This window comes from Streptococcus sp. A11 (assembly GCF_043674225.1).
Taxonomy (GTDB): Bacteria; Bacillota; Bacilli; order Lactobacillales; family Streptococcaceae; genus Streptococcus; species Streptococcus suis_V.
Window position 1 is genome coordinate 60338 of the sequence record NZ_JBIMJS010000005.1, and the last position, 25402, is coordinate 85739.

Annotated in this window: 31 protein-coding genes; 28 read left to right on the forward strand and 3 right to left on the reverse strand. The window is 45.0% G+C overall.

Annotated features, from left to right (window positions below; translation table 11 throughout):
• Nucleotides 1-3 precede the first annotated feature (3 nt).
• On the forward strand, nucleotides 4-969 hold the full coding sequence (locus ACHBIF_RS04425) for an ABC transporter substrate-binding protein (RefSeq protein WP_172021546.1): 966 nt from the start codon (nucleotides 4-6) through the stop codon (nucleotides 967-969).
• 50 nt (nucleotides 970-1019) lie between these two features.
• On the opposite strand, the gene ACHBIF_RS04430 is transcribed toward ACHBIF_RS04425, so the two are convergent.
• Nucleotides 1020-2336 (reverse strand): DUF2974 domain-containing protein, encoded by a 1317-nt coding sequence (locus ACHBIF_RS04430; RefSeq protein ID WP_394718934.1) that lies wholly within the window; start codon nucleotides 2334-2336, stop codon nucleotides 1020-1022.
• A gap of 98 nt (nucleotides 2337-2434) precedes the next feature.
• Here ACHBIF_RS04430 and ACHBIF_RS04435 point away from each other — a divergent pair, with 98 nt between their 5' ends.
• The 7 genes from ACHBIF_RS04435 to ACHBIF_RS04465 all read left to right on the forward strand — a co-directional run bounded on the left by ACHBIF_RS04435 (nucleotide 2435) and on the right by ACHBIF_RS04465 (nucleotide 8711).
• Nucleotides 2435-3118: a response regulator transcription factor gene (locus ACHBIF_RS04435; protein WP_394718936.1), complete on the forward strand. Its 684-nt coding sequence runs from the start codon at nucleotides 2435-2437 to the stop codon at nucleotides 3116-3118.
• A complete protein-coding gene (locus ACHBIF_RS04440) occupies nucleotides 3111-4091 on the forward strand; it encodes a sensor histidine kinase (protein WP_105160640.1) in 981 nt (326 codons plus the stop codon). The genes ACHBIF_RS04435 and ACHBIF_RS04440 overlap by 8 nt, the downstream gene beginning before the upstream one ends.
• 210 nt (nucleotides 4092-4301) lie before the next feature.
• A complete protein-coding gene (locus ACHBIF_RS04445) occupies nucleotides 4302-5060 on the forward strand; it encodes an ABC transporter ATP-binding protein (RefSeq protein ID WP_105160641.1) in 759 nt (252 codons plus the stop codon).
• Nucleotide 5061: 1 nt separating this feature from the next.
• Nucleotides 5062-7062, forward strand: a complete 2001-nt coding sequence (locus tag ACHBIF_RS04450; RefSeq protein WP_394718939.1) for an ABC transporter permease — start codon at nucleotides 5062-5064, stop codon at nucleotides 7060-7062.
• Between the two features lie 365 nt (nucleotides 7063-7427).
• Nucleotides 7428-7592 (forward strand): hypothetical protein, encoded by a 165-nt coding sequence (locus tag ACHBIF_RS04455; RefSeq protein WP_394718941.1) that lies wholly within the window; start codon nucleotides 7428-7430, stop codon nucleotides 7590-7592.
• A complete protein-coding gene (locus tag ACHBIF_RS04460; protein WP_394718943.1) occupies nucleotides 7589-7906 on the forward strand; it encodes a PadR family transcriptional regulator in 318 nt (105 codons plus the stop codon). Before ACHBIF_RS04455 ends, ACHBIF_RS04460 begins: the two co-directional genes overlap by 4 nt.
• Nucleotide 7907: 1 nt before the next feature.
• Entirely contained in the window at nucleotides 7908-8711 is an 804-nt protein-coding gene (locus tag ACHBIF_RS04465; protein ID WP_172021556.1) for a hypothetical protein, read from the forward strand.
• 253 nt (nucleotides 8712-8964) lie between these two features.
• Here the strand turns inward: ACHBIF_RS04465 and ACHBIF_RS04470 are convergent, their stop codons facing one another.
• Complete coding sequence (locus ACHBIF_RS04470) at nucleotides 8965-9057, reverse strand: type I toxin-antitoxin system Fst family toxin (protein WP_153047860.1); 93 nt, start codon at nucleotides 9055-9057, stop codon at nucleotides 8965-8967.
• A gap of 254 nt (nucleotides 9058-9311) precedes the next feature.
• On the opposite strand from ACHBIF_RS04470, the gene ACHBIF_RS04475 reads away from it, so the two are divergent.
• From ACHBIF_RS04475 to ACHBIF_RS04530, 12 genes are all read left to right on the forward strand, one after another.
• Entirely contained in the window at nucleotides 9312-9548 is a 237-nt protein-coding gene (locus tag ACHBIF_RS04475; RefSeq protein ID WP_004194840.1) for a DUF2829 domain-containing protein, read from the forward strand.
• The gene (locus ACHBIF_RS04480) at nucleotides 9541-10239 is read left to right on the forward strand and encodes a 3-oxoacyl-ACP reductase (RefSeq protein WP_394718948.1); all 699 of its coding nucleotides are present in this window, start codon (nucleotides 9541-9543) and stop codon (nucleotides 10237-10239) included. Before ACHBIF_RS04475 ends, ACHBIF_RS04480 begins: the two co-directional genes overlap by 8 nt.
• The gene (locus tag ACHBIF_RS04485) at nucleotides 10236-10616 is read left to right on the forward strand and encodes a hypothetical protein (protein ID WP_394718950.1); all 381 of its coding nucleotides are present in this window, start codon (nucleotides 10236-10238) and stop codon (nucleotides 10614-10616) included. Before ACHBIF_RS04480 ends, ACHBIF_RS04485 begins: the two co-directional genes overlap by 4 nt.
• Entirely contained in the window at nucleotides 10613-10879 is a 267-nt protein-coding gene (locus ACHBIF_RS04490) for a hypothetical protein (protein WP_394718952.1), read from the forward strand. The genes ACHBIF_RS04485 and ACHBIF_RS04490 overlap by 4 nt, the downstream gene beginning before the upstream one ends.
• A 185-nt stretch (nucleotides 10880-11064) precedes the next feature.
• Nucleotides 11065-11190: a hypothetical protein gene (locus ACHBIF_RS04495; RefSeq protein WP_394718954.1), complete on the forward strand. Its 126-nt coding sequence runs from the start codon at nucleotides 11065-11067 to the stop codon at nucleotides 11188-11190.
• A gap of 124 nt (nucleotides 11191-11314) precedes the next feature.
• Nucleotides 11315-11860, forward strand: a complete 546-nt coding sequence (locus tag ACHBIF_RS04500; RefSeq protein WP_105123215.1) for a GNAT family N-acetyltransferase — start codon at nucleotides 11315-11317, stop codon at nucleotides 11858-11860.
• Nucleotides 11860-12300 (forward strand): ASCH domain-containing protein, encoded by a 441-nt coding sequence (locus tag ACHBIF_RS04505; protein ID WP_105123216.1) that lies wholly within the window; start codon nucleotides 11860-11862, stop codon nucleotides 12298-12300. The genes ACHBIF_RS04500 and ACHBIF_RS04505 overlap by 1 nt, the downstream gene beginning before the upstream one ends.
• 392 nt (nucleotides 12301-12692) lie before the next feature.
• Entirely contained in the window at nucleotides 12693-13004 is a 312-nt protein-coding gene (locus ACHBIF_RS04510; protein WP_105160651.1) for a hypothetical protein, read from the forward strand.
• Between the two features lie 301 nt (nucleotides 13005-13305).
• Nucleotides 13306-14688 (forward strand): bifunctional UDP-N-acetylglucosamine diphosphorylase/glucosamine-1-phosphate N-acetyltransferase GlmU, encoded by a 1383-nt coding sequence (glmU, locus tag ACHBIF_RS04515; RefSeq protein ID WP_172010054.1) that lies wholly within the window; start codon nucleotides 13306-13308, stop codon nucleotides 14686-14688.
• A gap of 9 nt (nucleotides 14689-14697) precedes the next feature.
• The gene (locus ACHBIF_RS04520; protein WP_394718958.1) at nucleotides 14698-15243 is read left to right on the forward strand and encodes an NUDIX hydrolase; all 546 of its coding nucleotides are present in this window, start codon (nucleotides 14698-14700) and stop codon (nucleotides 15241-15243) included.
• Nucleotides 15244-15251: 8 nt separating this feature from the next.
• Nucleotides 15252-15575, forward strand: coding sequence for a cell wall synthase accessory phosphoprotein MacP (gene macP, locus ACHBIF_RS04525; RefSeq protein ID WP_172010052.1), 324 nt, complete (start codon nucleotides 15252-15254; stop codon nucleotides 15573-15575).
• A gap of 8 nt (nucleotides 15576-15583) precedes the next feature.
• A complete protein-coding gene (locus tag ACHBIF_RS04530; protein WP_172067313.1) occupies nucleotides 15584-16273 on the forward strand; it encodes a 5'-methylthioadenosine/adenosylhomocysteine nucleosidase in 690 nt (229 codons plus the stop codon).
• A 26-nt stretch (nucleotides 16274-16299) separates the two neighbouring features.
• On the opposite strand, the gene ACHBIF_RS04535 is transcribed toward ACHBIF_RS04530, so the two are convergent.
• A complete protein-coding gene (locus ACHBIF_RS04535) occupies nucleotides 16300-17109 on the reverse strand; it encodes a peptidylprolyl isomerase (protein WP_125265665.1) in 810 nt (269 codons plus the stop codon).
• A gap of 122 nt (nucleotides 17110-17231) precedes the next feature.
• Between ACHBIF_RS04535 and ACHBIF_RS04540 the strand changes: the two genes are divergently transcribed.
• From ACHBIF_RS04540 to ACHBIF_RS04575, 8 genes are all read left to right on the forward strand, one after another.
• Nucleotides 17232-17588 (forward strand): DUF2500 domain-containing protein, encoded by a 357-nt coding sequence (locus tag ACHBIF_RS04540; protein ID WP_105110993.1) that lies wholly within the window; start codon nucleotides 17232-17234, stop codon nucleotides 17586-17588.
• Nucleotides 17589-17846: 258 nt separating this feature from the next.
• Nucleotides 17847-18257: a VOC family protein gene (locus ACHBIF_RS04545; RefSeq protein ID WP_394718962.1), complete on the forward strand. Its 411-nt coding sequence runs from the start codon at nucleotides 17847-17849 to the stop codon at nucleotides 18255-18257.
• A gap of 82 nt (nucleotides 18258-18339) precedes the next feature.
• Entirely contained in the window at nucleotides 18340-18888 is a 549-nt protein-coding gene (locus ACHBIF_RS04550) for a hypothetical protein (protein WP_105110991.1), read from the forward strand.
• 373 nt (nucleotides 18889-19261) lie between these two features.
• Nucleotides 19262-20251, forward strand: a complete 990-nt coding sequence (locus tag ACHBIF_RS04555; RefSeq protein ID WP_394718964.1) for a LacI family DNA-binding transcriptional regulator — start codon at nucleotides 19262-19264, stop codon at nucleotides 20249-20251.
• Nucleotides 20252-20407: 156 nt separating this feature from the next.
• Nucleotides 20408-21328, forward strand: a complete 921-nt coding sequence (locus ACHBIF_RS04560; protein ID WP_105160657.1) for a sugar ABC transporter permease — start codon at nucleotides 20408-20410, stop codon at nucleotides 21326-21328.
• Between the two features lie 9 nt (nucleotides 21329-21337).
• Nucleotides 21338-22225 carry a carbohydrate ABC transporter permease gene (locus ACHBIF_RS04565; protein ID WP_394718966.1) on the forward strand — a complete coding sequence of 296 codons (888 nt, stop codon included), beginning with the start codon at nucleotides 21338-21340 and terminating at the stop codon, nucleotides 22223-22225.
• A gap of 151 nt (nucleotides 22226-22376) precedes the next feature.
• Nucleotides 22377-23987 (forward strand): ABC transporter substrate-binding protein, encoded by a 1611-nt coding sequence (locus ACHBIF_RS04570; protein WP_394718968.1) that lies wholly within the window; start codon nucleotides 22377-22379, stop codon nucleotides 23985-23987.
• Between the two features lie 18 nt (nucleotides 23988-24005).
• On the forward strand, nucleotides 24006-25367 hold the full coding sequence (locus tag ACHBIF_RS04575; protein ID WP_394718970.1) for a glycoside hydrolase family 32 protein: 1362 nt from the start codon (nucleotides 24006-24008) through the stop codon (nucleotides 25365-25367).
• Nucleotides 25368-25402: the final 35 nt, after the last annotated feature.

The window sequence follows — 25402 nt, forward strand, 5'->3', positions numbered from 1 at the left end:
ATTATGAAACGCATCACACTCGCATTTTTAGCACTCTTTAGCATCATTGCTCTAGCTGCTTGTTCGTCAGCGGAGCAGGTCAGCACCTCTCAGGACATTACTATTCAAACCTCGACGGGTGAGACAACCGTTCCAAGTAATCCCCAAAAGATTGTGGTTTTGGACTACGGTGTGGCTGACAGCCTGCGTGCCCTTGGCAAGGAAGACACTATCGTCGGGATGCCAAAAGACAGCCTGCCAACCTATTTGAAGGACTTGAAGGATAAAAAAGAGATTACAAACGTTGGTAATCTGCGCGAAGTCAACCTTGAAACGGTTGCGGAGTTGGAACCGGATTTGATTATCCTGTCCAGTCGTACGCAGGACCAGCAGGCAGAGTTTGAGAAAATTGCGCCAGCTATATACTTTGAGACCTCTACTTCTGATTATTTGAACTCTGTCAAGACCAATGCTACTGAATTGGCAAAACTCTTCGGAGACGAGGCAGTCAAAGAAGCTGAAAGCAAGCTGGCTGATATCGACACACTTGTTCAAACAGCTCAAGACAAAAACAAGAACACCCAATTGACCACTCTAACTGTCCTGCTCAATGAAGGCAGTATGGCAGGCATTGCTCCAGACGGCCGTTATTCCTTTATTTATAAGACACTGGGCTTTCAACCAACTGACCTCAAGCTGGAAGAAAACACCCAAGGAAATCAAGGCAGAAGTCACGGTTCCAGCCTGAGCTTAGAGAGTGTCAGCCAGATCAACCCAGACATCATCTTTGTTGTTGACCGCACCCTGGCCATCGGTGGCGACGATACGCAAAATTCGGACATTCTCAACAACGCCCTCATCCAGGAAACCAATGCTGGTAAGAACAAGAAAATCATCACGCTGACACCAGACCTCTGGTACCTGTCAGGTGGTGGTCTTGAGTCAACCAAGCTTATGTTTGAAGAAGTAGTTGCTCATCTTGAAAAATAAAATGCTCGACTAGAACATCAAATATAATAGAAAAAACTAGCTTTTCTAGGCTAGTTTTCTTTGTCTTTCTTATCGCTTGGTCCTCTCAACCAGTCGTTCCAATCTGGGAATTTGAAGTTAGGTACTCTGAGAAAATCGTCCGGCTGGACCTTCCTTCTTTCGTTCACATAGTTTTCTGTGTTGTTTTTGAAACCAGGAACCTTCAATTCAGGACTGGGAAAATGGAGGGAGAACTGAGGCAATTTGAAATTGGTATGAGGCAGGTTTTGGTAGATGCCTTCCAGCCAGATTTTATAGCGGGTGTCAATTAGTAAGCGGCTCAATTTGTCCAACATCTGGGCCTTTTCATCTGGCAATTCCTTGCGCAGTCGGTCGATTTCCTGCAATTTTTGGAGGGGATTGACGGTCAAGTCCGCTAGTTTTTCAATACCAGCCTCCATGATGAGCCCGAAGAAGAGATCGAAAAATTCCTGTAATTCCTCCTCTGTCAGGCTGGCTGTCCAGGTTTTGAGGGTTTGGTCAACCTGCAAGCTATCCTCTGTTAGTGCTGGAGCAGGCTTGAAGTCGTTGCCGTTAATTTCCCAGGAAAAGCTAATATGCTGGAGGAGACCAATGGTATTGCTCTGGACGATTTGAACATGGTCAGGAGTTTCCAGCATCATACCGACCACAGAATTTTGCGGGATAATGGGGTGGACCCGATCAGCAAGCATCAGGTAGCTCGGACTTTCCAGATGTTTCTTATGGAGTCCAGGAGCATCGTAGGGATAGACCTGCAAAATCCGTTCCTGCAAGTCAGGCGCAAGCTTGCTGCTGGCATAGAGTGCCAGGTTGCCCCCCTTGGAGTGACCAGAGATATAAAACAGTCCTGGCTGGCTCCCTATCAGCCCTTCCAAGTATTCCTTGGCGGACTTTTGGGCAGGAATCTCCTCCATGTAGGTCATGTGGAAATCTTCCTTCCAGCCGATAATGGTATCATCTGTCCCCCGGAAGCAGGTGACAATGGTCTGCCGGTCTAGGCGGTAGCTGATGACCGCAAACTGTTTCTGCAGGTCCAATTCATATTGGTCGACATAGGCAAAGGCCCGTAGATGCTTGAAGCGCTTGGCCTGGGCTAGCAACTGAAACATGGCTAGTCGGCTCTTTGTCACCATAGAAAAAGGTGGGAATTCATCCTGGTATTTAGCTGCGAAATCTTCTGCTAATTGGTCGATTCGGACGCCTTTTTCAGTAAAGTCAGCTGGGACTAGACTGTCGAAGGGCAGATAGGCTAGCTCGGTCAGGGCCAAAATATCTAGCTTGTTGAGCGGCCGATCATAAAAACTATCGAATTGACTTTCTTTTAGGTAATCAAGTAGGTTTGCCATAGTAGTCTTAGTATAGCGGATATTGTGGAAAATGACAAATTTGAAAGGTTTCTGGAGCAATTTTACGATATAATAATAGTATAGCCAAGGAGGTCCCTATGCAAAAGATTCTATTGATAGAAGACGATAAGGTCATCAGCCAGCTGGTGGCCAAGAATTTACGAAATTGGAGCTATGAGGTGGAGGAAGTGGCTGACTTTCAGGATATTCTCAGCCAGATTGACCGCTTTCAGCCACACTTGATTCTCCTGGATATCGGTTTGCCCTTTTTCAACGGTTACTATTGGTGCCAGGAAATTCGCAAGGCCTCCCGCATTCCGATTATGTTTTTGTCCTCTCATGACCAACCCATGGACATTGTCATGGCCATTAACATGGGGGCTGATGATTATGTGACCAAGCCCTTTGAGATGACGGTCCTCTTGGCCAAGATACAAGGCCTGCTCCGTCGGACCTATGATTTTGTTGGTGAGCAGAGCCTACTCTGGTTTGGAGAGATTTCCCTTGACCTTAAGACCATGCAGGTTCAGTACGACCAGAAGGTGGAGGAGTTGACCAAGAACGAATTTCAGATTTTGCGGGTTCTTTTCGAGCATGGTCAGGAAGTGGTCAGTCGGGAGGAGCTCATGCGCCAGCTCTGGAATAGCGATATTTTCGTAGATGACAATACCTTGTCTGTCAACATGGCCCGCCTTCGGAAGAAGTTGGATGAACTGGGGCTACCGGGCTTGATTGCTACCAAGAAAGGGGTCGGCTACGGCCTGGTGAAAGCTCATGACTAGAGAAGATTATCGGCTCTTTCTGACCAGCTGGATCCGCCACCGCCTGCCCTATCTCCTGGCCTACCCGGCCCTGGCCCTCTTCATCTACGGCCTCAGTTACCTCTTTGAGCTGGACCGCCCCCTCATCTCCTATGGTCTCTTGCTCCTGAGCCTGGTCTGGCTCTTGGCATTAGGCTGGGACTTGTTGGCGGATGTTTCTCGCTTTGGTAAATACTGGCGTGGTCAGCAGGCGGCATCAGGTAGCCCAGCAGAGCGGTATTTGCAGGAAAAGGTCCAGCAGCTAGAAGCCCAAAACAAGCTCTTGCAGGAGCAGCAACTTCAAGCCAAGACCGAATTGGACGACTACTATACCCTCTGGGCCCACCAGATGAAGATCCCGATCGCTGCCAGTCAGCTCCTGGCCAAGGAAATCGACCAGCCAGACATCCGTTACCAGCTGGAAAACCAACTCTTCAAAATCGAGCAATACACAGGTCTGGTCCTCAATTATCTCCGCCTGCAATCCTTTCATGACGACCTGGTTATTGAGCGGGTGGACCTGGAAGAACTGGTCAAGAACCTGGTCAAAAAATATTCCCTCTTTTTTATACAGGCCAGAACCAAGCTGGATTTGGGAGACCTATCGCGAGTCCTAAAAACAGACAAACGCTGGCTGGGTCTCTTGATTGAACAAGTCCTCTCCAATGCCCTCAAATATTGTGAGAATGGGACCATTTCCATTTTCCTAGACGGTCATGACCTGGTCATTCGAGATACGGGTCTGGGGATTGCGGAGAGTGACCTGCAGCGGATATTTGAGCGTGGTTTTTCAGGTTTTAACGGTCGTAGAACCCAACAGTCTTCGGGCCTTGGGCTTTATCTCTCCAAGAAAATCGCTGCGGAGCTGGGCTATTCCCTTGCCCTCAAATCCAAGTTAGGCCAAGGCACTGAAGTCCGGATTGGGATAAAAGAGACAGAACTGGCCTTGGATTAAGTGACAATTTTGTAAGGTAAATGAAAGTTTGGGCTATGGCAGGCCTTGGGTTGAAACTGTAAAATGGGATTATAAAAATAAGAACTTGTATTCACAGTTCGGTAACTGATTTAAGGCTAGTTTGCTACCCCTCATAGCCCTTAATTAGCAAAAACTATCTCTTATCTCAGTGACCGCACTTGTGGATACAGTTTCCAAAGGAGAAGTATCATGGTTCTACTAGACGTGCAACACGTACAAAAGATTTATAGTTCTCGGTTTAAGGCGGGGCAGGTCGAGGCTCTCAAGGATATCCATTTTACGGTGGAGGAGGGCGAATACCTGGCCATCATGGGTGAGTCAGGTTCTGGAAAATCCACCTTGCTCAATATTCTTGCGACCCTGGACAAGCCGACCCGTGGCCATGTCCTGCTCAATGGTGTCAATACAGAAACTATTAAGAGCAAGGAATCCGCTGCCTTTCGCCGAGAGAAATTGGGCTTTGTCTTTCAGGACTTTAACCTCTTGGACACCCTCTCTGTCAAGGACAATGTGCTTTTACCATTGGTTCTATCCCGTTTTCCGCTTGACCAGATGAATAAGCGTTTGATTCAAACCCTCAACAGTCTGGGAATTGCGACCTTGCAGGACAAAATGCCCTACGAGATTTCGGGTGGTCAGCAGCAACGGGTAGCGGTGGCGCGTGCCATCATCACCCAGCCAGAAATCCTCTTGGCGGATGAACCGACTGGAGCCCTCGACTCCAAATCAACAGCAACCCTTCTCGATATCTTTGAAAAAATCAATCAAGAAGGGCAAACCATTTTGATGGTAACCCACTCGACAGCGGCAGCCAGTCGTGCCAAACGGGTCCTCTTTATCAAGGACGGTATCCTCTACAATCAAATCTACCGTGGTGAGCGAACTAGTCAGGAAATGTACCAGCTGATTTCAGATACCTTGACAGTCATGGCGAATCGAGGTGAGTAGTATGTTTGGACTAACCTTTCGATTGGGCTTAACCAATCTCAAAAAGAACCGCAGGCTTTATTTTCCCTATGCTCTGATGACCATTTTATCCACAGCCATTGCCTATATTTTTGCCTCGCTTGCCTTTCATCCTGATTTAGGTCAGGTCAAGGGGGCCAATGGGGTGATTCAAGTGCTGGGCTTTGGTATGATTGTGGTCATGTTGGCCGTTTCCATCATGGTCTTCTATGCCAATAGTTTTGTTATGAAGCAGCGGTCAAAAGAGTTTGGCGTCTATAGTATCCTAGGCTTGGAGAAAAAACACCTCCTCTTGATGACTTTTCTGGAAAATCTGGTCTTTTCAGCCAGCACTATTCTGTCAGGCTTACTCTTGGGTCTGGCTCTGGACAAACTCTTCTATGCGCTTTTGCTGAAGGCCATGCAGATGCCTGTAGTTCTGGCGTCAACCTTTCAGTTGAAGAGTCTGGTAACTGTAGTCATCTACCTCTTTGGAATTTTTGCCTTGGTCAGCCTCTTTAATATTGGAAAACTGGGCTTGACCGACTCACTCAAACTGGTTCAGGGCAAGAAGCGAGGGGACAAGAAAACAGGCTTCCTCTGGCTACAAACCCTCTTAGCCCTTAGCCTATTGGGGGCAGGCTACGCCATTGCCCAACTAGTGACCAGTCCGCTGACAGCTATTCCAAGTTTCTTCGGAGCGACGCTTCTGGTTATCTTTGGGACTTATTTGCTTTTCCAATCAGGTGTCATCAGTCTCTTAAACTGGCTAAAACAGCGTCAGACTTATTACTACAAGCCAGAGAATTTTATTTCTATATCCAACTTGATTTTCCGTATGCGGAAAAATGCTCTGGGCCTTGCGACCATTACCATCCTATCTAGCATGTTCTTGGTGACCATGGTTGGAGGACTCAATATTTACATCGGTGGCAAAGATTATATCGCCAATCAAAATCCAAATGACTATTCGATTGATGTTGGTATGCAGCCAACCACTTCAAAATCACAAGTGGAGGAGTGGGCGGAAGCTATCTTAGAAGAGAAGGATATTCCTGTTGAAAGTAAGGTGGTCTATCCTTACCAGCAAGCCTCTTTTACTGAGGTGACAAACCAGCACGTAAGATTTTTTACGGTTGAAGATGTGGCTAGCGTAGATTTCTCTGACCTGGGTGTTGGTTTTTTCCTTGATCAAGCCAGCTATGAAAAGATGACGGGAGAAAAACTCCAGTTGGCATCTGACCAAGTGGTAATTTTTAGTAAGGGAGTCCAGTATCAAGCGGGTCAAACTCTCACCTTTGATGAAAAGGAGATGGAAGTTGTCCAAGTCTTGCCCAAGAATGTGACCTTGGGTCATCTGCCTGACCATATGTCTTTCAATGTCAGTCAGTACTTAGTCGTTGTGGTTCAAGATTTGACGATATTTGAAAATCAAGCTGAGAATCGCTATTATATGGGCTTTGAAAGCAGTCTATCAGAAGAAGAACAAGTAAGTAGCCAGGAGGTCTTCCTATCCGGTACTTTTGAAAGCGAACTGTGGACTTCTAATATTTTGCCAGATGGTACTAACACGGTTAGTCTCGCCTACCGTGCCTATGCGATGCGAAGTTTCTTCAGTTTTGCAGGCTCACTTTTCTTCATCGGCCTCTTGCTTTCACTTATCTTTTTGATGGCGGTGGTGCTGGTGATTTACTTCAAACAAATTTCAGAAGGCTATGAAGACAGAGATCGCTTCGTCATTATGACCAAGGTTGGTCTGGATGAGGATCAGACCAGACAGTCCGTTCGCAAGCAATTGCTGACAGTTTTCTTCCTGCCTATCCTACTTGCCTTTGTTCACCTAGCCTTTGCCTACAAGATGCTATCGTCTATCTTGTTGTCTATCGGCGTGGTCAATGCAGGACTTATGATGCAGGTGACAGTGGCTATCTGTGGTGGCTATCTCCTCCTCTACCTAGTGGTCTATGCCATCACGACACGGTCTTACAAACAGATTATTTCCTAAACTTGGGGCAACCCAAGTTTTTTTATATGTTTTTAGATATATTGCTACCGCAACTTTTTATTTCCAACCTCCAACAATTTCCAAGATTGTTTGGACACAAACTGCGTATGTTTTATTTCCCACCTTCAACAGTCTCTCCCCAGACTGTTGAAGCAATCTATCACTGTGCTGAGATGTTGACACTAACTTTGAGTAGTAGTGCTGATTTTTTCTCATTTTCCACTATTTTGCTTTACATACTAGCTACCTTGTGTTACACTATAGATACAAAACTAATAGGTAAAACAAACTAGTGATAGAAGACAAAGAAATCACTTTTATTTTTATCAGACTAGTTGGTATTACAAACTAGGTAGGGAGGCAGTATGAAGTTGGATAAGAAAAGTCGGGAAAATTGGAAACTAGCAGCTGTCACCCTTGTGACGGCGATTATAACAGGCTGGGCTTTGGATTCTATTTTGATCTTAGGTATCATGTTAGCATCAGGCTTATTGTTTGGATTTTTTACAGATGATGAGGAGGGCTTATGAAAGAAACCCAGATGCTCAAAGGGGTCCTAGACGGCTGTGTTTTACAAATTATCAGTAAGAAGGAGATTTATGGGTATGAGTTGGTCCAGGAGTTGAGAAAGCAGGGCTTTGAAAACATGGTCGGGGGAACAGTCTATCCACTCCTTCAGAAGTTAGAGAAAAATAGCCTGATTTTTAGTCAGAACAAGCCTTCGCCAGATGGACCCGACAGGAAGTATTTTTATTTGACGGACCAAGGGCAGAGCTACTTAAACGATTTTTGGGTCCAGTGGGGAGAACTCGTCGAAAAAGTGGAGAAAGTGAAAGGAGAATAAGATGAGCAAACAAATGGAATACCGCAAACATATTGAAGTGATTGAAAACCAGCTGACCAAGGAAAACAAGGAATACATGGGCCGTATCAATGGTTATATGATGATTGCCTCTGTCTTTCACAGGCAGGAAGAAGCAGTGACTGCTCAGCTTTTATCCATTTACCAAGATGTTCTGGAAGCCCAAAAAGACGGGCTTTCTGCGGAGGATTTTCTGGGCAAAGACAGCAAGCAGATGGCGGATGATTTGTTGAACTATTTGCCTCCGATCGGAGTCAAGGAAGTTGGACGCCTGGCAGGGCTTGTCTGGCTAGTCTATGTCGGCAGTCGATTTCTCATGGAATTTGCAGGATCAGGCACAGTCCAATTTAATTGGTTAGCACTGGTGTGTGATAGTTTGCTGGCCTTTCTACTGCCGGCTGGCATCATGCTCTTGTTACGGAATTTGATTTACCAAACTTCTAAACTGAAAATTTGGGCGACCTATATTGGTTTTCCACTGGTCTATGTAGCAATTTTGGCCGGTCGTTTCATCCTATTGCCGGATGGTACAGACATCTCTTTGACTGGTTGGACAAGCCTGATTCCAGTCATCCTCATCGGTCTCGCTCTGCTATGTTACCGTAAGGAAAAGCTAGTCAGCCATGTCTTTATGCCAACCTATGGACTCATGCTTGCTGGTGGAATTCTCAATCTGGTTATGATGGTGCCAACTTGGTTAAATCTGGTCTTGGTTATTCTGCCAGCGGTGGTTTTCTGGATTGGCTCTATGGTCTTGCTGGTGAGAAAACCGAAAGTGGTCAAGTAATTTTTTGGTATAATGAGATGAACTATAAAATAATTAACTAAGATATTCGGAGGATGAGGTGATATATTTCAGAGGAGAAAGACTAGAAGTCAATCGACATGTTGGTTAAAAACATTTGACAATTGAATGAGGGGATGCTATACTTTAGCTAATGATAAGTAAGTTCCATTGGAACACAAAAAGCCCCTGACAGATTCCACAATGTCAGGGGTTTTCTTTTGGCTCTTAGCTAGTTCTAGCTAGCACCCTAGGGTTATTTGTTGCGTGAGTTGAGCCAATACTCAAACAATGCTGTTAGGATAGATACCAGCAAAGGTGCAACAAACACGATGATAAATAAGTCCATTAGATCACTTCACCCCCTCTCTATCCCAAAGGGGAAAGGAAAGATACCAGAAATCTGTCCAGCCTATCAAAGGCTCAAAAAGTCTTTGGATCATTCTATTTTCCTGATAAACCAACAAGATTGTATTTTCAACGGTCGGATAGATACAAATTACTGTAACTTCACAAAAAGGTGAAAAAATTACAAAATTAACTCAATACAAGGTGCTAGAAACCTTATTAAATCAACGTTTATAGACAATAAAGGAGTAAACCATGACATTTGAAGAGATTTTACCCGGCCTCAAGGCCAAGAAAAAGTACGTCCGCACAGGCTGGGGCGGGGCGGAGAACTACGTCCAGCTCTTTGACACCATCGAGGTCCACGGGCAAAAGCTAGAGGCGACCCCCTATTTCCTCATCAATGTGACCGGCGAGGGTGAGGGCTTCTCCATGTGGAGCCCGACCCCTTGCGACGTCCTTGCCACCGACTGGGTAGAAGTCCATGACTAAGACAGCCCTCATCACAGGAGTTTCCAGCGGCATCGGACTGGCACAGGCAGAGATTTTTTTGGAAAATGGCTGGCGTGTCTACGGGGTTGATCAGGCTAGCAAGCCTGATTTGGCAGGCGATTTCCACTTTCTACAGTTAGACCTGACAGGCGATTTATCGCCTGTATTTGACTGGTGTCAGGAAGTTGACTTGCTCCTTCACACAGCTGGCGCTTTGGACGATTACAAGCCACACTTGCAAGTCACCGATGAAGCATTAGAGCAACTCTTCGCCGTCAACTTTTTCTCGGTGACTAGACTGACCCGCCCCTATTTGGAAAAAATGGTGGCTAGAAAATCGGGGACCATCATTACCATGTGTTCCATTGCCTCTAGTCTGGCTGGTGGCGGGGGTTCTGCCTATACAGCCTCCAAGCACGCTCTAGCAGGCTTCACCAAGCAATTAGCCTTGGATTACGCCAAGGACCATATCCAAGTGTTTGGCATTGCACCGGGCGCGGTTCAGACAGGTATGACGGCTGCCGATTTTGAGACGGGTGGCTTGGCGGATTGGGTCGCGGAGCAGACACCGATTGGTCGTTGGACCCAGCCTGAGGAAATCGCAGAGCTGACATTTATGCTGGCCTCTGGCAAACTAGCATCCATGCAGGGACAGATTATCACCATCGACGGTGGTTGGAGTTTGAAATGATAAAAAATGTTTTACTAGGCTTGGTCAAGACCCTGCTTGTTCCCCTAGCCTTGTTGCTAGTTACCAAATTTTGGTGGAACTGGCCCGGTGCCTTAGTTTATTTGCTCATTTTGAATGCCTATCTGATGTTATTTTATCTGTTTGAAGTATCCAAGCAGCAGTTGAAAAAGAAGTTGGCCTTTATTCGGTCGGCGCTCTGGTGTCAGTTGATTTTCTTGGCTTTCTTTCTCACCATTGGTCTGCCTAATAGACACGGTCAGACCAGCGAGAGTTTTTGGCAAATGGCCCATCCTGTCAAATTTCTAATCGTCGGCTTGGCAGTAGCCGTCGTCATCAGTCTGTTCCTATGGAAGAAAAAGGAAGCGGGTCAGTCATGAAATGTGTAGCCTTGGTATTTGAAGATTTTGAAACCTTGGATTTATTTGGTCCGGTGGAATTGTTGGCTGGTATTTCAGCTATTGAACTTTCCTATCAGTCACTAGCTGGTGGGCTAGTCCGTAATCGTCAGGGGGTAGAAATACTGACTCAGCCTATTGTTCTGGCTGGTCCTATTGATATGTTGCTCCTGCCGGGTAGTCGGGGAACGCGTACTTTGGTTGCAAATGAAGCCTTCTTGACCAGCTTTGGACAACTGGCTTAGCAAGCATCATTTGTTTTGTCTGTTTGCACTGGTAGCGCCCTCTTAGCAAAAGTGGGTCTGCTCGATGCTAAGGAGGCGACCAGCAATAAACTTGCTTTTGACTAGGTCCAGCGGTCAACTGGAAGAGACAGGCATGCTGGGTTCGTGAAGGGAAGTATTACACTTCTTCAGGTGTCTCCGCGGGCATGGATATGGCGCTCGGTTTTGTGCGGGACCAATTTGGTCAGGAACTGGCTGAGCAGATTGCCCGACAGGCAGAATATCATTGGCAGGATGACCCAGACAGGGATGATTTTGCTCCTGCCGGGTAATTTGGAAACAAGCAGCTTGGCCGTTGAACTCAGTCTTGAGAAGGTAGAGATTTGTTTGGGATGAACTGGTTGCTGCGTAGAGGGCAGATTATCAACAGTTAGAGTTTTGAAATAGGAGAATTTTATGATAGAAACACCACGTTTATTGCTCCGTCCTTGGACGGTGGATGATGCGGAGAACCTCTTTGCTCTGGCCTCGCATCCTGAAATCGGACTGCGTGCAGGGTGGCCAGCCCACCAATCCTTAGAAGAAAGTCGAAACGTTATCGAGACGGTCTTTACCCAACCAGAAACCTATGCTCTTGTAGATAAGATTACTGGAAAGCCTGTCGGTGCTATTAGCTTAATGATTGGCGGTGCTAGTAAATTGACGACTTCGGATAAGGAAGCGGAGCTGGGCTACTGGCTAGGACGTGATTATTGGGGACAAGGTTTGGTTCCAGAGGCAATCCGAAAACTGCTCTGCCATGCCTTTGAAACCCTAAAATTAGAAACTGTCTGGTGTGGCTATTTTGAGGGCAATGAGCAATCCAGGCGTGCCCAGGAGAAGTGTGGTTTTACCTATCATCACAAGCTGGAGAATGTTGAGTGTTCGCTGATTGGTGAGGTTCGGACGGAGCATGTGACCCGTCTGACCAGAGCTAGTTGGCTAGAAAGTAAGGAGGAATGATGATTCCAATACAATTATGGCAAGAATATTTGACCGTCAATCCGCAGGCGGGCCCTGAGCCAGAGGCTTGGGCTTTTGGTGCAGTACCAGATGAATTAGCTGACCTAGTGGCGCGTGGAATCAAGACGGCAACCAGCTCTGCTTACCCACTTTACGAACTAGAAGGGGAAGAAATTCCACAGATTGGTGGTTACGACATCATTCTTGATAGCCAAGGTAATTCCGTTTGCATTATCGAAACGACCAAGGTTTATGTTACCCCTTTTTCGCAAGTGACGGAAGAACATGCTTTTAAAGAAGGCGAGGGTAATCGTAGTCTGTCCTATTGGCGTCAGGTTCATGAGGAACTCTTCACCATTTGGCTGGAAGAGGGAGGTCTGACCTTCTCTGAAGATATGCTGGTGGTCTGCGAAGAATTTGAATTAGTCTATCCAAAATAGAGAATATTTCCGAGTTTGTAGACAAAGTCTCTTTTCGGACTTTCCTGAGGTGATGTCGGACGGTAGTAAACTTTCTAGTTTCTGGGTTTACTCCTCAAACAGTCTCCCAGACTGTTTGAGCTACCTTCGGAATTCCATACCTAGTCATTGAGCCTAAGGTCTCAATGACTCCGAACGCTAGAAACGACAACGTTTCTAGCGTTTTCATCACAGCAGAAAGTCCCGACTTAGGGCTCACTCCGCTCGCAAAATAAACTTAATTTTTATTTTTCATAGCAGAGCTACTCAGTTTATTTATCCAGAGTTTAGTTTGTCTACGTTCTGTATTTCCTTGTATTTTTTTGTTGATTTGATATAATAAATATAAATAAAAGATTCACAAGGAGGTCTTTATGGACAAAGAAAAAGTGCTTGGTTTGTTGGACCAGTTGAAACCCATACTGGCTGGTAAGGCAGAGTCAATCGGTGCTGAAATGGCAAAACAGCTGACTGCAACCCTTGACCATACTCGGGCTGAAGTAGTGCGGAGCGAGGGGATGGCTCTGGGAATAAGATTGCAGGGCTTGGTTCAAGCTGTTTCCAATGCTAGTCTACCGGGAACAGAACTGCGTTTCACAGACGAGGAAAAACCTGTCTGGGAAGAACTAAAAAGCTTGACAGATAAAGAACGGACAGATATTTTTCGAGGTGTCCACTTGTTTTAATTGTCGGCCAGGAGGATGACCAGATGAAGCGATTATTGATGATGATAGTTATATTTTTGTCCGTCTTTGGTGTGTTTTTCGGACTGCTCGATTTACCAGATAATTGGTTCACTATGTTCCTAGCAGTTTTTAGTGCCACTTTGTTATCCGAACTGGCCTATAGAAAATGGCTCCATAAATTCTAAAGAGGTTTCGACCTCTTTTTCTTTATCCAATGCAGACTTGATTTTTGCTCTGCCATTTTCCAAAACAATCAAAATTTGCTATAATGGTAGCAGTATCTATGAAAAGAGAGTAAATCATGAGCAATAACTATGCAATTATCCTAGCGGCGGGCAAGGGAACCCGCATGAAGTCAGACCTGCCAAAAGTTCTCCATAAGGTGGCAGGCATCACCATGTTGGAGCATGTCAAGCGAGCTGTGGATGCTGTCAATCCTGCCAAGACCGTGACGATTGTGGGCCACAAGGCAGAATTGGTCCAAGCGGTCCTTGAAGGTCAGTCTGAGTTTGCCCTGCAATCAGAGCAGTTGGGAACAGGCCATGCAGTCATGATGGCGGAGCCAGCTCTAGCAGGTCTTGAGGGCCAGACTTTGGTTATCGCAGGTGACACACCTTTGATTACGGGTGAGAGCTTGAAAAATCTGATTAACTTCCACATCAGTCATAAGAACGTGGCGACGATTTTGACAGCTCAGGCGGACAATCCTTTTGGCTACGGTCGCATTATCCGTAACGCTGACGGCGAAGTACTGAAAATCGTTGAGCAAAAGGATGCCAGCGATTTCGAACAACAGGTCAAGGAAATCAATACAGGTACCTATCTCTTTGACAACAAGCGTCTCTTCGAGGCTCTCAAGGATATCAACACGGACAATGCCCAAGGGGAATACTATTTGACCGATGTTATTTCTATTTTCCGTCAGGCTGGTGAGAAGGTCGGGGCCTATATCCTCCGTGATTTTGATGAGAGTTTGGGGGTCAATGACCGTATTGCTCTTGCGACGGCGGAAGCTGTTATGCGCAAGCGGATCAATGAAAAACACATGATCAACGGCGTAACCTTTATCAATCCAGATGCGACTTACATTGACATTGACGTAGAAATCGGTGCGGAGGCAGTCATCGAGGCCAATGTTGTCCTCAAGGGCGCAACGACCATCGGTGAGCGGACAGTTTTGACCAACGGCACCCGAGTTCGTGATTCCAAGATTGCAGCGGATGTGGTTATTACAAACTCCGATATTGAAGAATCTGTCATTGAAACAGGCGTGACAGTGGGGCCATTCGCCCATATCCGTCCTCAGTCCATTCTTGGTAAAGATGCCCACGTCGGCAACTTTGTTGAAGTTAAAGCTACGACAATCGGTGAACAGTCCAAGATTGGTCATCTGACTTATCTCGGTAATGCAACCATTGGAAAAGATGTCAACGTCGGTGCTGGTACGATTACAGCCAATTACGACGGGCAACACAAGTACCAGACAGTGATTGGTGATGGTGTATTTGTCGGCTCAAACTCAACCATCATTGCACCGGTAACTGTTGGCGATAATGCCCTCCTAGCAGCAGGTTCAACCATTACCAAAGATGTTCCGACGGATTCGATTGGAATCGGTCGCGGTCGCCAGGAAAATAAAGAAGGCTCTGCCAAACGTTTTCCTTTCCACCCTAGTCAAAAGTAGGAGTTTTTCATGAACTTTGAAGAAAAAACTATTGAGCGGACAGAGATTTTTAAGGGCAAAATTTTTGACGTCGTTGTCGATGATGTTGCCCTGCCAAATGGCGGAACCAGCAAGCGTGAGCTGGTTTTCCACAAGGGAGCAGTCTGTGTGCTGGCTCTGACAGCGGAGGGTAAGATTATCCTGGTCAAGCAGTATCGCAAGGCCATTGAACGCGCTATTTATGAAATCCCCGCTGGCAAGCTGGAACTGGGTGAAGAATTTACACAAGAAGATGCAGCCCTGCGGGAATTGGAAGAGGAAACCGGCTATCGGGCAGACAAGCTGACCCTCTTGGCAGACTTCTATTCTGCTATTGGTTTTTGTAACGAGCGCATCTATCTTTATCTGGCTGAAAATCTGGTCAAGGTAGAAAATCCCCGTCCCATGGACGAGGACGAGGTCATCGAGCTATATGAAGTGACCTTGGATCAGGCCCTGGACTTGGTGGCAAGTGGTGACATTTGCGACGCCAAGACCATCATGGCTATTCAATATGCACAACTAATGAGAAAGTAGGTCTAAACATGGGCAAGCCCCTGTTGACAGATGAAATACTAAAACGATTTAAGAAGGGTCAGAAACTGGAAGATACCAGTCAGTTTGGCCATTACAATCCGGATAAGGAAGTCTATTTGGAACCAGATGATTTTCAGGACTATCTGGACGAGGAAGGATACGAGGGCTATGTAGAAGGGCATACCATCCGCATCCCTGTCCAACCCTCGGTTGTTAAAAGCCGACGGATTGAGACCAATAAGCGCGAAGCCTTTCGCAGCAAGGTCAATACAATCTTGTTTTGGGTAGTGATTCTTGTTCTTCTGTTTATCGTAGCGGTTATTTTTTGGTAGGAGAGATTATGAAATTTGGAATTATCGCAGCCATGCCCCAGGAACTCAAGGTTTTGGTGGACTATTTGCAGGAGCCAGTCGAGACAGAAGTGCTTGGCAGAACCTATTATCAAGGCAAACTTGGCCAGCATGAGGTAGTTTTGGTCCAGTCAGGCATCGGTAAGGTCATGTCAGCCATGTCGGTGGCCATTTTGGTGGACCGCTTTGCTGTTGATGCCATTGTCAATACAGGGTCGGCTGGTGCAGTGGCAGAGGGCATTTCAATCGGTGATGTGGTAGTGGCTGACAAGTTAGCCTACCATGACGTGGATTTGACAGCCTTCGGCTATGCCTATGGGCAAATGTCAGGGCAGGAACTGTATTTCCCGGCTGACCAGGCCTTACTTGAGAAGGTGACAGCCGTTTTGGCAGAGCAGGAAATCGACAGTCATGTGGGTCTAATCGCAACAGGAGACAGTTTTATTGCAGGTGCTGACAAGATTGCGGCCATCAAAGGACATTTTCCACAGGTCCTTGCTGTTGAAATGGAAGGAGCCGCCATTGCCCAGGCAGCAGTCAATCTGAGCAAGCCTTTCTTGGTCATTCGTGCCATGAGCGACACGGCTCAAGGCGATGCTAATATTACCTTTGATGAATTTATCATCCAGGCAGGCGAACGTTCTGCCAAGACATTGATTGCCTTTTTGGAGAAAGATTAAAACCCAGTCGTCGACTGGGTTTTGGTCTATTCTGTCGGGAAGGTGTAGTCTTTCAGGATTTCGATGCTTTCGATTTTCACATCTGTTTTGGGTTTGTCGTTTTCGCCGGTTTCTACAGCGGCGATTTTATCCACAACGTCCATGCCTTCGGTAACTTGACCAAAGACGGTGTGCTTGGTATCCAGGTTTGGATTGCCCCCGTTTTTGTAGGCTTGTAGGATTTTTTCAGGATAGCCTGCGCCAGCCAATTGACCGGACATATCGGTTGTGTTTTGGTTGATGAAGAACTGGCTGCCGTTTGTCCCCGCGCCAGCATTGGCCATGGAAAGAGAGCCACGGATATTGTAGAGGAAGGCAGAAATTTCATCCTTGAAACCATAGCCGGCATCCTTGGTCGTCCCCTTGCCAGCCCAAATGGACTCGCCACCGGTACCATTGCCCAGGGGATCTCCGCCTTGAATCATAAAGTCCTTGATAACCCTGTGGAAAATCGTACCATCGTAGTAGCCTTCTTTGGCGTGGGTCAGGAAGTTTTCCACCGTCATAGGGGCCAATTCAGGGAAGAGCTTGATGGTGATGTCTCCCTCGGTTGTTTTTATCTTGACCAGGGCCTCATTGTCAGCAACCTCTGGGCTCAACTGTGGAAAAACGGCGTCAGGATTGTTGACAGCGTAGGCCAGGTCTTTTTTGAATTTGCTGGATGCTGTTGAGTCAGAAGTTGTTTGCAGGGTAGAGCTTGAATTAGCCTCTTCAGTGCTGCTTGGTGTCGTTGTTGAGTTGGCGCAGGCTGTCAGTAGGAGGCTGCTAGCAAGGCCTAGAAAAAGTAGTTTTTTCATTTGTGTCATCACTTTCATTTCAAAATTATGCTTCATTTTATCATGATTTTAGTCAATATTCAATTTCCTGGCCATTCAAAATATGATATACTATTCTTATAAATGTAAAAGGAGTATCTACTATGTTTGACAATCTTTTAGGTCCAGGTGGAAGTGTGGATGTAATTATGCTATTCATTTATGCAGTTGCCACCATTATTTTGGGGATTGTTGTCTATCAAATCGTCCGAAATTTTTTGGAATGGCATCGCAATAACCAGTCTCCGGTGGAAATTCGGCAGGCCAAGCTAGTGTCCAAGCGCACTCATGTCTTTGGCAATGAAATGGCTAGGACCAATTACTATGTGACCTTTGAATGGCAGAAGGAGCGCAGGGAGTTTCGTGTCAAGCCTGAGGAATATGCCCTACTTGCTGAAGGTGACCAGGGAGAATTGACCTTCCAAGGCAGCCGCTTGCTCCAGTTTAAAAGACAAGATTAGACCAAGTTCCTGCAGTCATCTTCTGGCTAGCAGGAATTTTATTTGATTAAAAATAACTAAAGATTTACAAATGATTTTAAGTTAATATTTTAATAAATATCGATAAAAAGTTGATTATTTCAATATTTATGAATTGACTTTAATTATCTGAAATTCGTTTATTTTTGAAATTTACTACAAAAATTGTATAATAAAAACTGCCGTTTTGCATAATGAAGAAGTTACAGAATGCTTATTTATCAATGTTAGGATGTTAAAATGATACAAGCGCTAGAAATCAATCTAGTAATGAATGGAAATGGGGTGGAAGCGGTCCAGTTTTACCAAGATGCCCTGCAGGCTGAGGTCTGTAATCTGAAGAAATGGGCAGACTTTGTCCATCCTTGTCCCAAGGAGCACGAACATTTGCTTTTGAGTGCTGAATTAGTGGTCGGAGAGCATCGACTGATGATTTCGGATGAAAATCCTGCCTTTGAATACCGACAGGGCTACAATGTTTCGGCCTCTATTGTGGTGGATACGGCGGATAATGCTAGACGTATTTACGAGAAATTGAGCCGGGATGCACGGAAGATTATTGCTGAATACCAGGAAACACCCTGGGCTCCTGCCTATGCCAACCTTGAGGACCAATTTGGTATCTGCTGGCAGATTATGGTTGGTGCCTAACAGTCTGCAGTTCTTCTTCTTGTTCTATGCCCATAAATAGGCTATAATTGAGTAGAAGTTTAAGTTTGGCGAGGAAGAGAACATGTCATTTGAGAAACGCATTGAGGAAATGTATAAAGACCATGAGGTCAAGCCTTATATTTCTCATGAACGCGATTTGGGTCAATGGTTGCTAGAACCCAAGCCGGTTCCCAAGCGCAATATGGTCCGTCTGGAAGAGGGAATTTTGCCGGGCGATATTATCTTGCTCTGGCGCATTAGTCTAGGTTCTTTTGAAACGACGACGCCCTATTCCAAGTATTTTGAGTACAGCTATGGGATTGACGGTCCTGCCCATATGGAACAACTGATTGCGGATGGCTATGCCCGCGTCGAAACAGCATTTGAGTCGCTGGATCACATTACTTCAACGGCCAAGAAAAATATTCTTAAGGCAGAAGGTGTGACCGGTTTGTCGAAAATGAAGGCGGCAGAAGTTGATCAAGCCCTCAAAGACCATTTGACGGAGGAGCAATTGGCACCTTACTTCAAGGTTCGTGGCTACGCCTTGACCGAAAAAGGCCAGGCAGCACTGGACAATCACCCAGAAGTCATTGCCAAGCACCCGATGAAGAAGATGTATAAATCGTAAGGAATGGACGGCTCTATTTAAAACAAAAGGCTATAAACATTTCACGGACTTTAGGGGTAAATAACAATGAGCAAACTATTTAAAAATAAGAATTTCTATTTAGTATTATCTCTTCTAGTTTTGTTTGTTTTGTATTTTAGCAATCTTGATTCAAGATGGTTCTTTCTAGCTTATTTTGTTTATCTTATTCCTTATTGTTTGTTGGATTTATTTGATTATTTGAAAAGAAAGAAAAAGAAATAATTAGACTTTGTCAGCTCAATGGACTGGCTCAGCTGGTCTATTTTATTTTTTCTTGACAGAAAACGCTATCAATGATATTCTAGTGTAAATTATTGAAACGTTTCAAAAATGTTTTGGAAAGGAGCCGTTTGTGGAAGAACAAAAATCAATTACTATGAAAGATGTTGCACGGGTTGCCGGTGTTAGCGTTGGGACAGTTTCAAGGGTTATCAACAAGGAGCCTGGCATCAAGGAAGCAACTCTTGAAAAAGTCAATACAGCCATTAAGGAATTGAACTACATCCCAGATGTTTACGCCCGTGGCATGAAAAAGAACAAGACAGAAACCATTGCCTTAATCATTCCGACAGTTTGGCATCCCTTTTTTGGAGAGTTTGCCTATCATGTCGAAGTAGCCCTGAGCAAGAAGAACTACAAACTCTTGCTTTGCAATATCTCAGGCCCTAAGCGGGAACTGGACTACCTAACCATGCTCCAACAAAATAAGGTGGATGGCATTATCGCCATCACCTATAGTCCAATTGATGATTACCTATCGTCCAATATCCCCTTTGTCAGTATCGACCGCACCTATGAAAATAAGGCTATCCCTTGTGTCAGCTCGGACAACCAGGCTGGTGCGGAGCTGGCAGCTGATACCTTGATAGCAAAAGGTGGCCGCCATTTTGCCTTTATCGGTGGGCACAATAAAACCATCAACGAAACCAAGAAGCGAAGAATCTATTTTGAAAAACGGATAGTAGAAGCTGGTTTTCCTTGTCAAGTCTTGGATTTGGAAGAACCCTATGATGATTTTGTTGGAACAGTAGAGAAATTTTTGATTGCCAACCCGCAAATTGATGCCATTTTTACCATCAATGATTTTGTGGCTCTTGACACCCTTTCCATTTTGGAAAAACTGGGACGACGGGTTCCAGAAGATGTGCAGGTAATCGGCTATGACGGTATTCAATTGGCAAGTGAACGTTCTTTAGAACTTTCCACCATTCGTCAGCCATTGGAGGCTATGGCCCAAGAAGCAGTTGCCTGTTTAGTCGATATTATTGAGAAAAGGGAGCGTCCTCTCCAAGTCACATTACCAATTTCTTACCTAGAAGGAAAAACGACAAAAAATTTTTAAAAAAGTAGTTGACAGAAAGCGGTTACAATGATAAAATAAAATCATCAATAAACAGTTGGTTTTATTTTTACAAGAAAAATGAAACGTTTCAAAAATAGAGGAGTTTATCCTCTTTCTAAAACAGAAAATTTTGAAACGTTTCAAAAAGAAGTTCTTATGAAAACATCTAAACTGCAACAAGCTAGTCTATTAGATAGAATCAAGCAACAGAAACTCTTGTTACTGATGTTACTTCCAGGCTTGGTCTTGACTTTCATCTTCCGTTACATTCCCATGTACGGGGTGCTGATTGCCTTCAAGGACTATAACCCTTTAAAAGGTGTTCTAGGTAGTGAGTGGATTGGGTTTGAAGAGTTTACCAAGTTTCTCTCTTCTCCAAACTTTGGTAATTTGCTTGCCAATACCTTGAAATTGAGTGTCTACGGACTTCTCCTAGGATTTCTTCCACCCATTATTTTGGCAATCATGCTCAACCAATTATTGAGCGATAAGGCTAAAAAACGGATTCAATTGGTGCTATATGCTCCAAACTTTATCTCGGTCGTGGTCATCGTCGGTATGATTTTCCTCTTCTTCTCGGTAGGAGGACCGGTCAATTCCATCCTAGGTATGTTTGGGTTGGAGGCCAACTTCCTGACGAATCCTGATTACTTCAGACCTCTCTATATTCTCAGTGGTATCTGGCAGGGAATGGGTTGGGCATCAACGCTCTACACAGCAACCTTGGTCAATGTTGATCCGGCCTTGATTGAAGCAGCTAAGTTAGACGGTGCCAATATCTTCCAACGTATCTGGCATATTGACTTACCAGCGCTAAAACCAGTTATGGTCATTCAGTTTATCCTGGCAGCAGGGGGCATCATGAACGTTGGTTACGAAAAAGCCTTTCTGATGCAGACTTCCCTCAACCTAACCAGTTCTGAAATCATTTCAACCTATGTCTATAAAATCGGTTTGGTGTCAGGGGACTACTCTTACTCAACAGCGGTTGGCTTGTTCAATGCCTTTATCAATATTATCCTGCTGATTGCAGTCAATAAGATTGTCCAACGCATCAACGATGGACAAGGCTTATAGGAGGTTCGTATGAATACACAAATGTACACAAAATTTGACAAGCGAATGCTGATTGTCAATAAAATCTTGCTGGCATTTCTTGTTCTCATAACAGTTGTGCCTATGGTCTATATCTTAGTCGCTTCCTTCATGGATCCGCAGGCTTTGGTCAGCAAAGGCATTAGCTTTGATCCAAAGGACTGGACAGTAGAAGGCTATCAACGGGTATTTTCAGACAAGTCTATCCTACGCGGATTCTTCAACTCCCTCTTTTATTCCTTCTCCTTTGCCTTTGTGACTGTAGCCATTTCGGTCATGACTGCTTATCCTCTTTCAAAAAAGGATTTGGTTGTGAAAAAATGGATCAATGCCTTTCTAGTTTTCACCATGTTCTTCGGTGGTGGACTCGTTCCGACCTATCTCTTGGTTAAAGATTTGGGAATGTTGAACACTGTCTGGGCCATTATTATTCCTGGAGCAGTCAATGTTTGGAATATCATCTTGGCACGGACCTATTTTCAAGGCTTGCCAGATGAGTTGGTTGAAGCAGCCGTTATGGACGGTGCCAATGAATTTCAGATTTTCTGGAAAATCATGATTCCGCTGGCAAAACCGATTATGTTTGTACTCTTCCTCTATGCCTTTGTCGGTCAATGGAATTCTTACTTTGATGCTATGATTTACATCAAGGATCCAGACTTGGAGCCACTCCAACTAGTACTTCGTAAAATCCTCATTCAAAGCGAGCCTGCTAAGGACATGATTGGTGCCCAGGCTGCCATGAATGAAATGAAACGAATCGCAGAAATGATTAAGTATGCGACCATTGTCATCTCTAGCTTGCCACTCATTGTCATGTATCCATTCTTCCAGAAATACTTTGATAAGGGTATCATGGCTGGTTCATTAAAAGGTTAATCCTCTTCGAAAATCAAAAGCAGACGTTGTTGACTTGATTTGATGAACGTCAGTTCTATCTGCATCTGCGTCGCCTAGTCTGTTTTTGATTTTCATTGAGTATAATAAGTATTAATTATTTTTTAGAAAACAATATAGGAGGTTGTTTCTGATGAAACACAAATTTGGAAAAACAGTTGTTACGCTTCTAGCAAGTACCGTTTTGTTGGCTGCTTGTGGCTCAAAAAATACCGCATCAAGCCCTGATTATGAATTGAAAGATATTCAGTTCCCTTTGGAAAAATCCGTTACGCTTAAGTTCATGACAGCTAGTTCACCTCTAGCTCCAGCTGATCCTAATGAAAAGTTGATTTTTCAACGTCTTGAGGAAGAAACTGGCGTTCATATTGAATGGACAAACTACCAGTCAGACTTTGGTGAAAAGCGGAATTTGGACATTGCTTCGGGTGACTTGCCAGATGCCATCCATAACGACGGGGCTTCTGATGTGGAATTGATGAACTGGGCTAAACAAGGTGTTATCGTACCAGTTGAAGACTTGATCGATGAGCATATGCCAAACCTCAAGAAAATTTTGGATGAAAATCCAGAATACCGTTCTATGATTACAGCACCAGACGGTCATATCTACTCATTCCCATGGATTGAAGAGCTAGGTGAAGGCAAGGAATCCATCCATACTGTCAGTGATATTGCTTGGATTAACAAGGGATGGTTGGACAAACTTGGTCTTGAAATGCCAAAAACAACAGATGACTTGATCAAGGTACTTGAAGCCTTCAAGACCAAGGATCCAAATGGAAATGGCAAGGCAGATGAAATTCCAATGTCCTTTGTCAACGGTAACGGCGGCGAAGATTTCAAGATTCTCTTTGGTGCCTTCGGTGTCGGTGATAACGATGAGCATATCGTCGTAAACAATGATGGAACAGTTGACTTCACAGCGGACAACGAAGATTACAAAGAAGGTGTTGAGTTCATGCGTACCCTGCAAGAAAAAGGCCTCATTGACCCAGAAGCCTTTGAACAAGACTGGAATACTTATCTTGCAAAAGGTAGTGAAAACCTCTATGGTGTGTACTTCACATGGGACAAGGCAAACATCACTGGTATGAATGATACCTATGACATCTTGCCAGTCTTGGCAGGTCCTGACGGAACCAAGCACATCACTCGTACCAACGGTATGGGCTTCCAACGTGACCGCATGGTCATTACTTCAGCTAACAAAAACTTGGAATTGACAGCCAAGTGGATTGATGCCCAATACAAACCAATCCAGTCTGTTCAAAACAACTGGGGTACCTATGGTGATGAAACCCAACAAAACATCTTCGAATACGATGCAGCGACAGATAGCTTGAAACACTTGCCGTTGAACGGTACTGCACCGGGCGAATTGCGTCAGAAGACAGAAGTTGGTGGACCGCTTGCTATTCTTGATGAGTACTACGGAACTGTGACAACTATGCCAGACGATGCCAAATGGCGTTTGGACTTGATGCACGAAACCTATCTTGACTATGTGACCAACGATGACATCTACCCTCGTGTCTTCATGGAACAAGAAGATTTGGACAAGATTGCCCAAGTTGAAGCAGATATGAACGACTTCATCTACCGCAAACGTGCAGAATGGATTGTCAACGGTGGTATCGAAGAAGAGTGGGATAGCTACTTGAAAGAATTGGAAAGCTATGGTCTTTCTGACTGGTTAGCTATCAAGCAAAAATACTACGATCAGTACAAAGCAAATCAGTAATTTAAAAGGAGGCTGCCTGTGAAAACAGTTGATAAAGCCAATCAATTTATTCAGACAGAAAAAGGAAAAATCAATCCGATTTTCAAACCGCAAGCCCATTTAACACCGGAAACTGGCTGGATTAACGACCCCAATGGATTTATCTACTTCCGTGGAGAATATCATCTCTTCTACCAATTCAACCCTTACGAAAGTGTTTGGGGACCGATGCACTGGGGTCATGCGAAAAGTAAGGACTTGGTCAACTGGGAACAGCTTCCAGTTGCCCTAGCTCCTGATAAAGCATACGATAAAGACGGCTGTTTCTCGGGCTCTGCCATTGTCAAAGATGATGTCCTCTGGCTCATGTACACAGGTCATATCGTCAACGAAGACGGGACAGTTAGTCAAGTTCAGAACATGGCCTTCTCAACTGACGGTATTCACTTTGAAAAAATCGAGCAGAATCCAGTCGCAACAGCAGATGGACTGCCAGAAGAAGTGATTGCCAATGACTTCCGCGATCCGAAGATTTTTGAGAAAGATGGTCACTACTACTCTGTTGTCGCAACCAAGCACAAGGACAATGTCGGCTGTATCGTCTTACTCAGCTCTCCCAACCTGACGGATTGGAAATTTGAGTCTATCTTCTTGAAAGGTGAGGCCAACCAAGGCTTTGTCTGGGAATGTCCTGACTACTTTGAAGTAGATGGTCAAGAGTACCTGATTATCTCTCCAATGCGTTACCAAAAAGACGGAAATAACTTTACCAATATCAACTCCAACATCTTCGTGACAGGCCATGTGGACTGGGATAAGAAGGTCTTTGTGGCAGATTCCTTTAAGGAAATTGACCACGGACATGACTTCTACGCAGCTCAGACTACCCAAGGTCCAGAAGGCGAACGTGTCATGGTAGCCTGGATGCATACTTGGGGTCGCAAGTTGGTGACCAATGACCTAGGCCATAAGTGGTACGGTCAGATGACCCTTCCACGCATTCTCAAGAAGACTGAAAACGGATTGCACCAAGTTCTGCCAACAAGTGTCTTGGAAGCCTTCAAGGATATTGAAATTGGACAAAGTATCCAAGGTCCAAGCAAGCTCTCTCTTAAACTGGAAGATAGTTTGGAAGTAAAACTTGGAAGCGACCAAGATTACCTGCAATTTGGTTACGATAAGGAAAGCCAAGAAGTCTACATTGACCGTAGCCACCTCAAAATCCAGCAAGCTGGTGAAGAAGAGTGGCCAACGGTTCGCCGAGCAGTTACTGTCCAAGCGACAGACCTACTGGTCTTGGTTGATAGCAACTGTGTGGAAATCCTTGTCAATGACGGGCAGGAAAGCCTGACATCGACTTTCTATATTGAGGGTGACTACCAAGTTACCGCTCTAGATTAACTGCCCCCTAAAATTCAAGACCTGCTTGTGCGGGT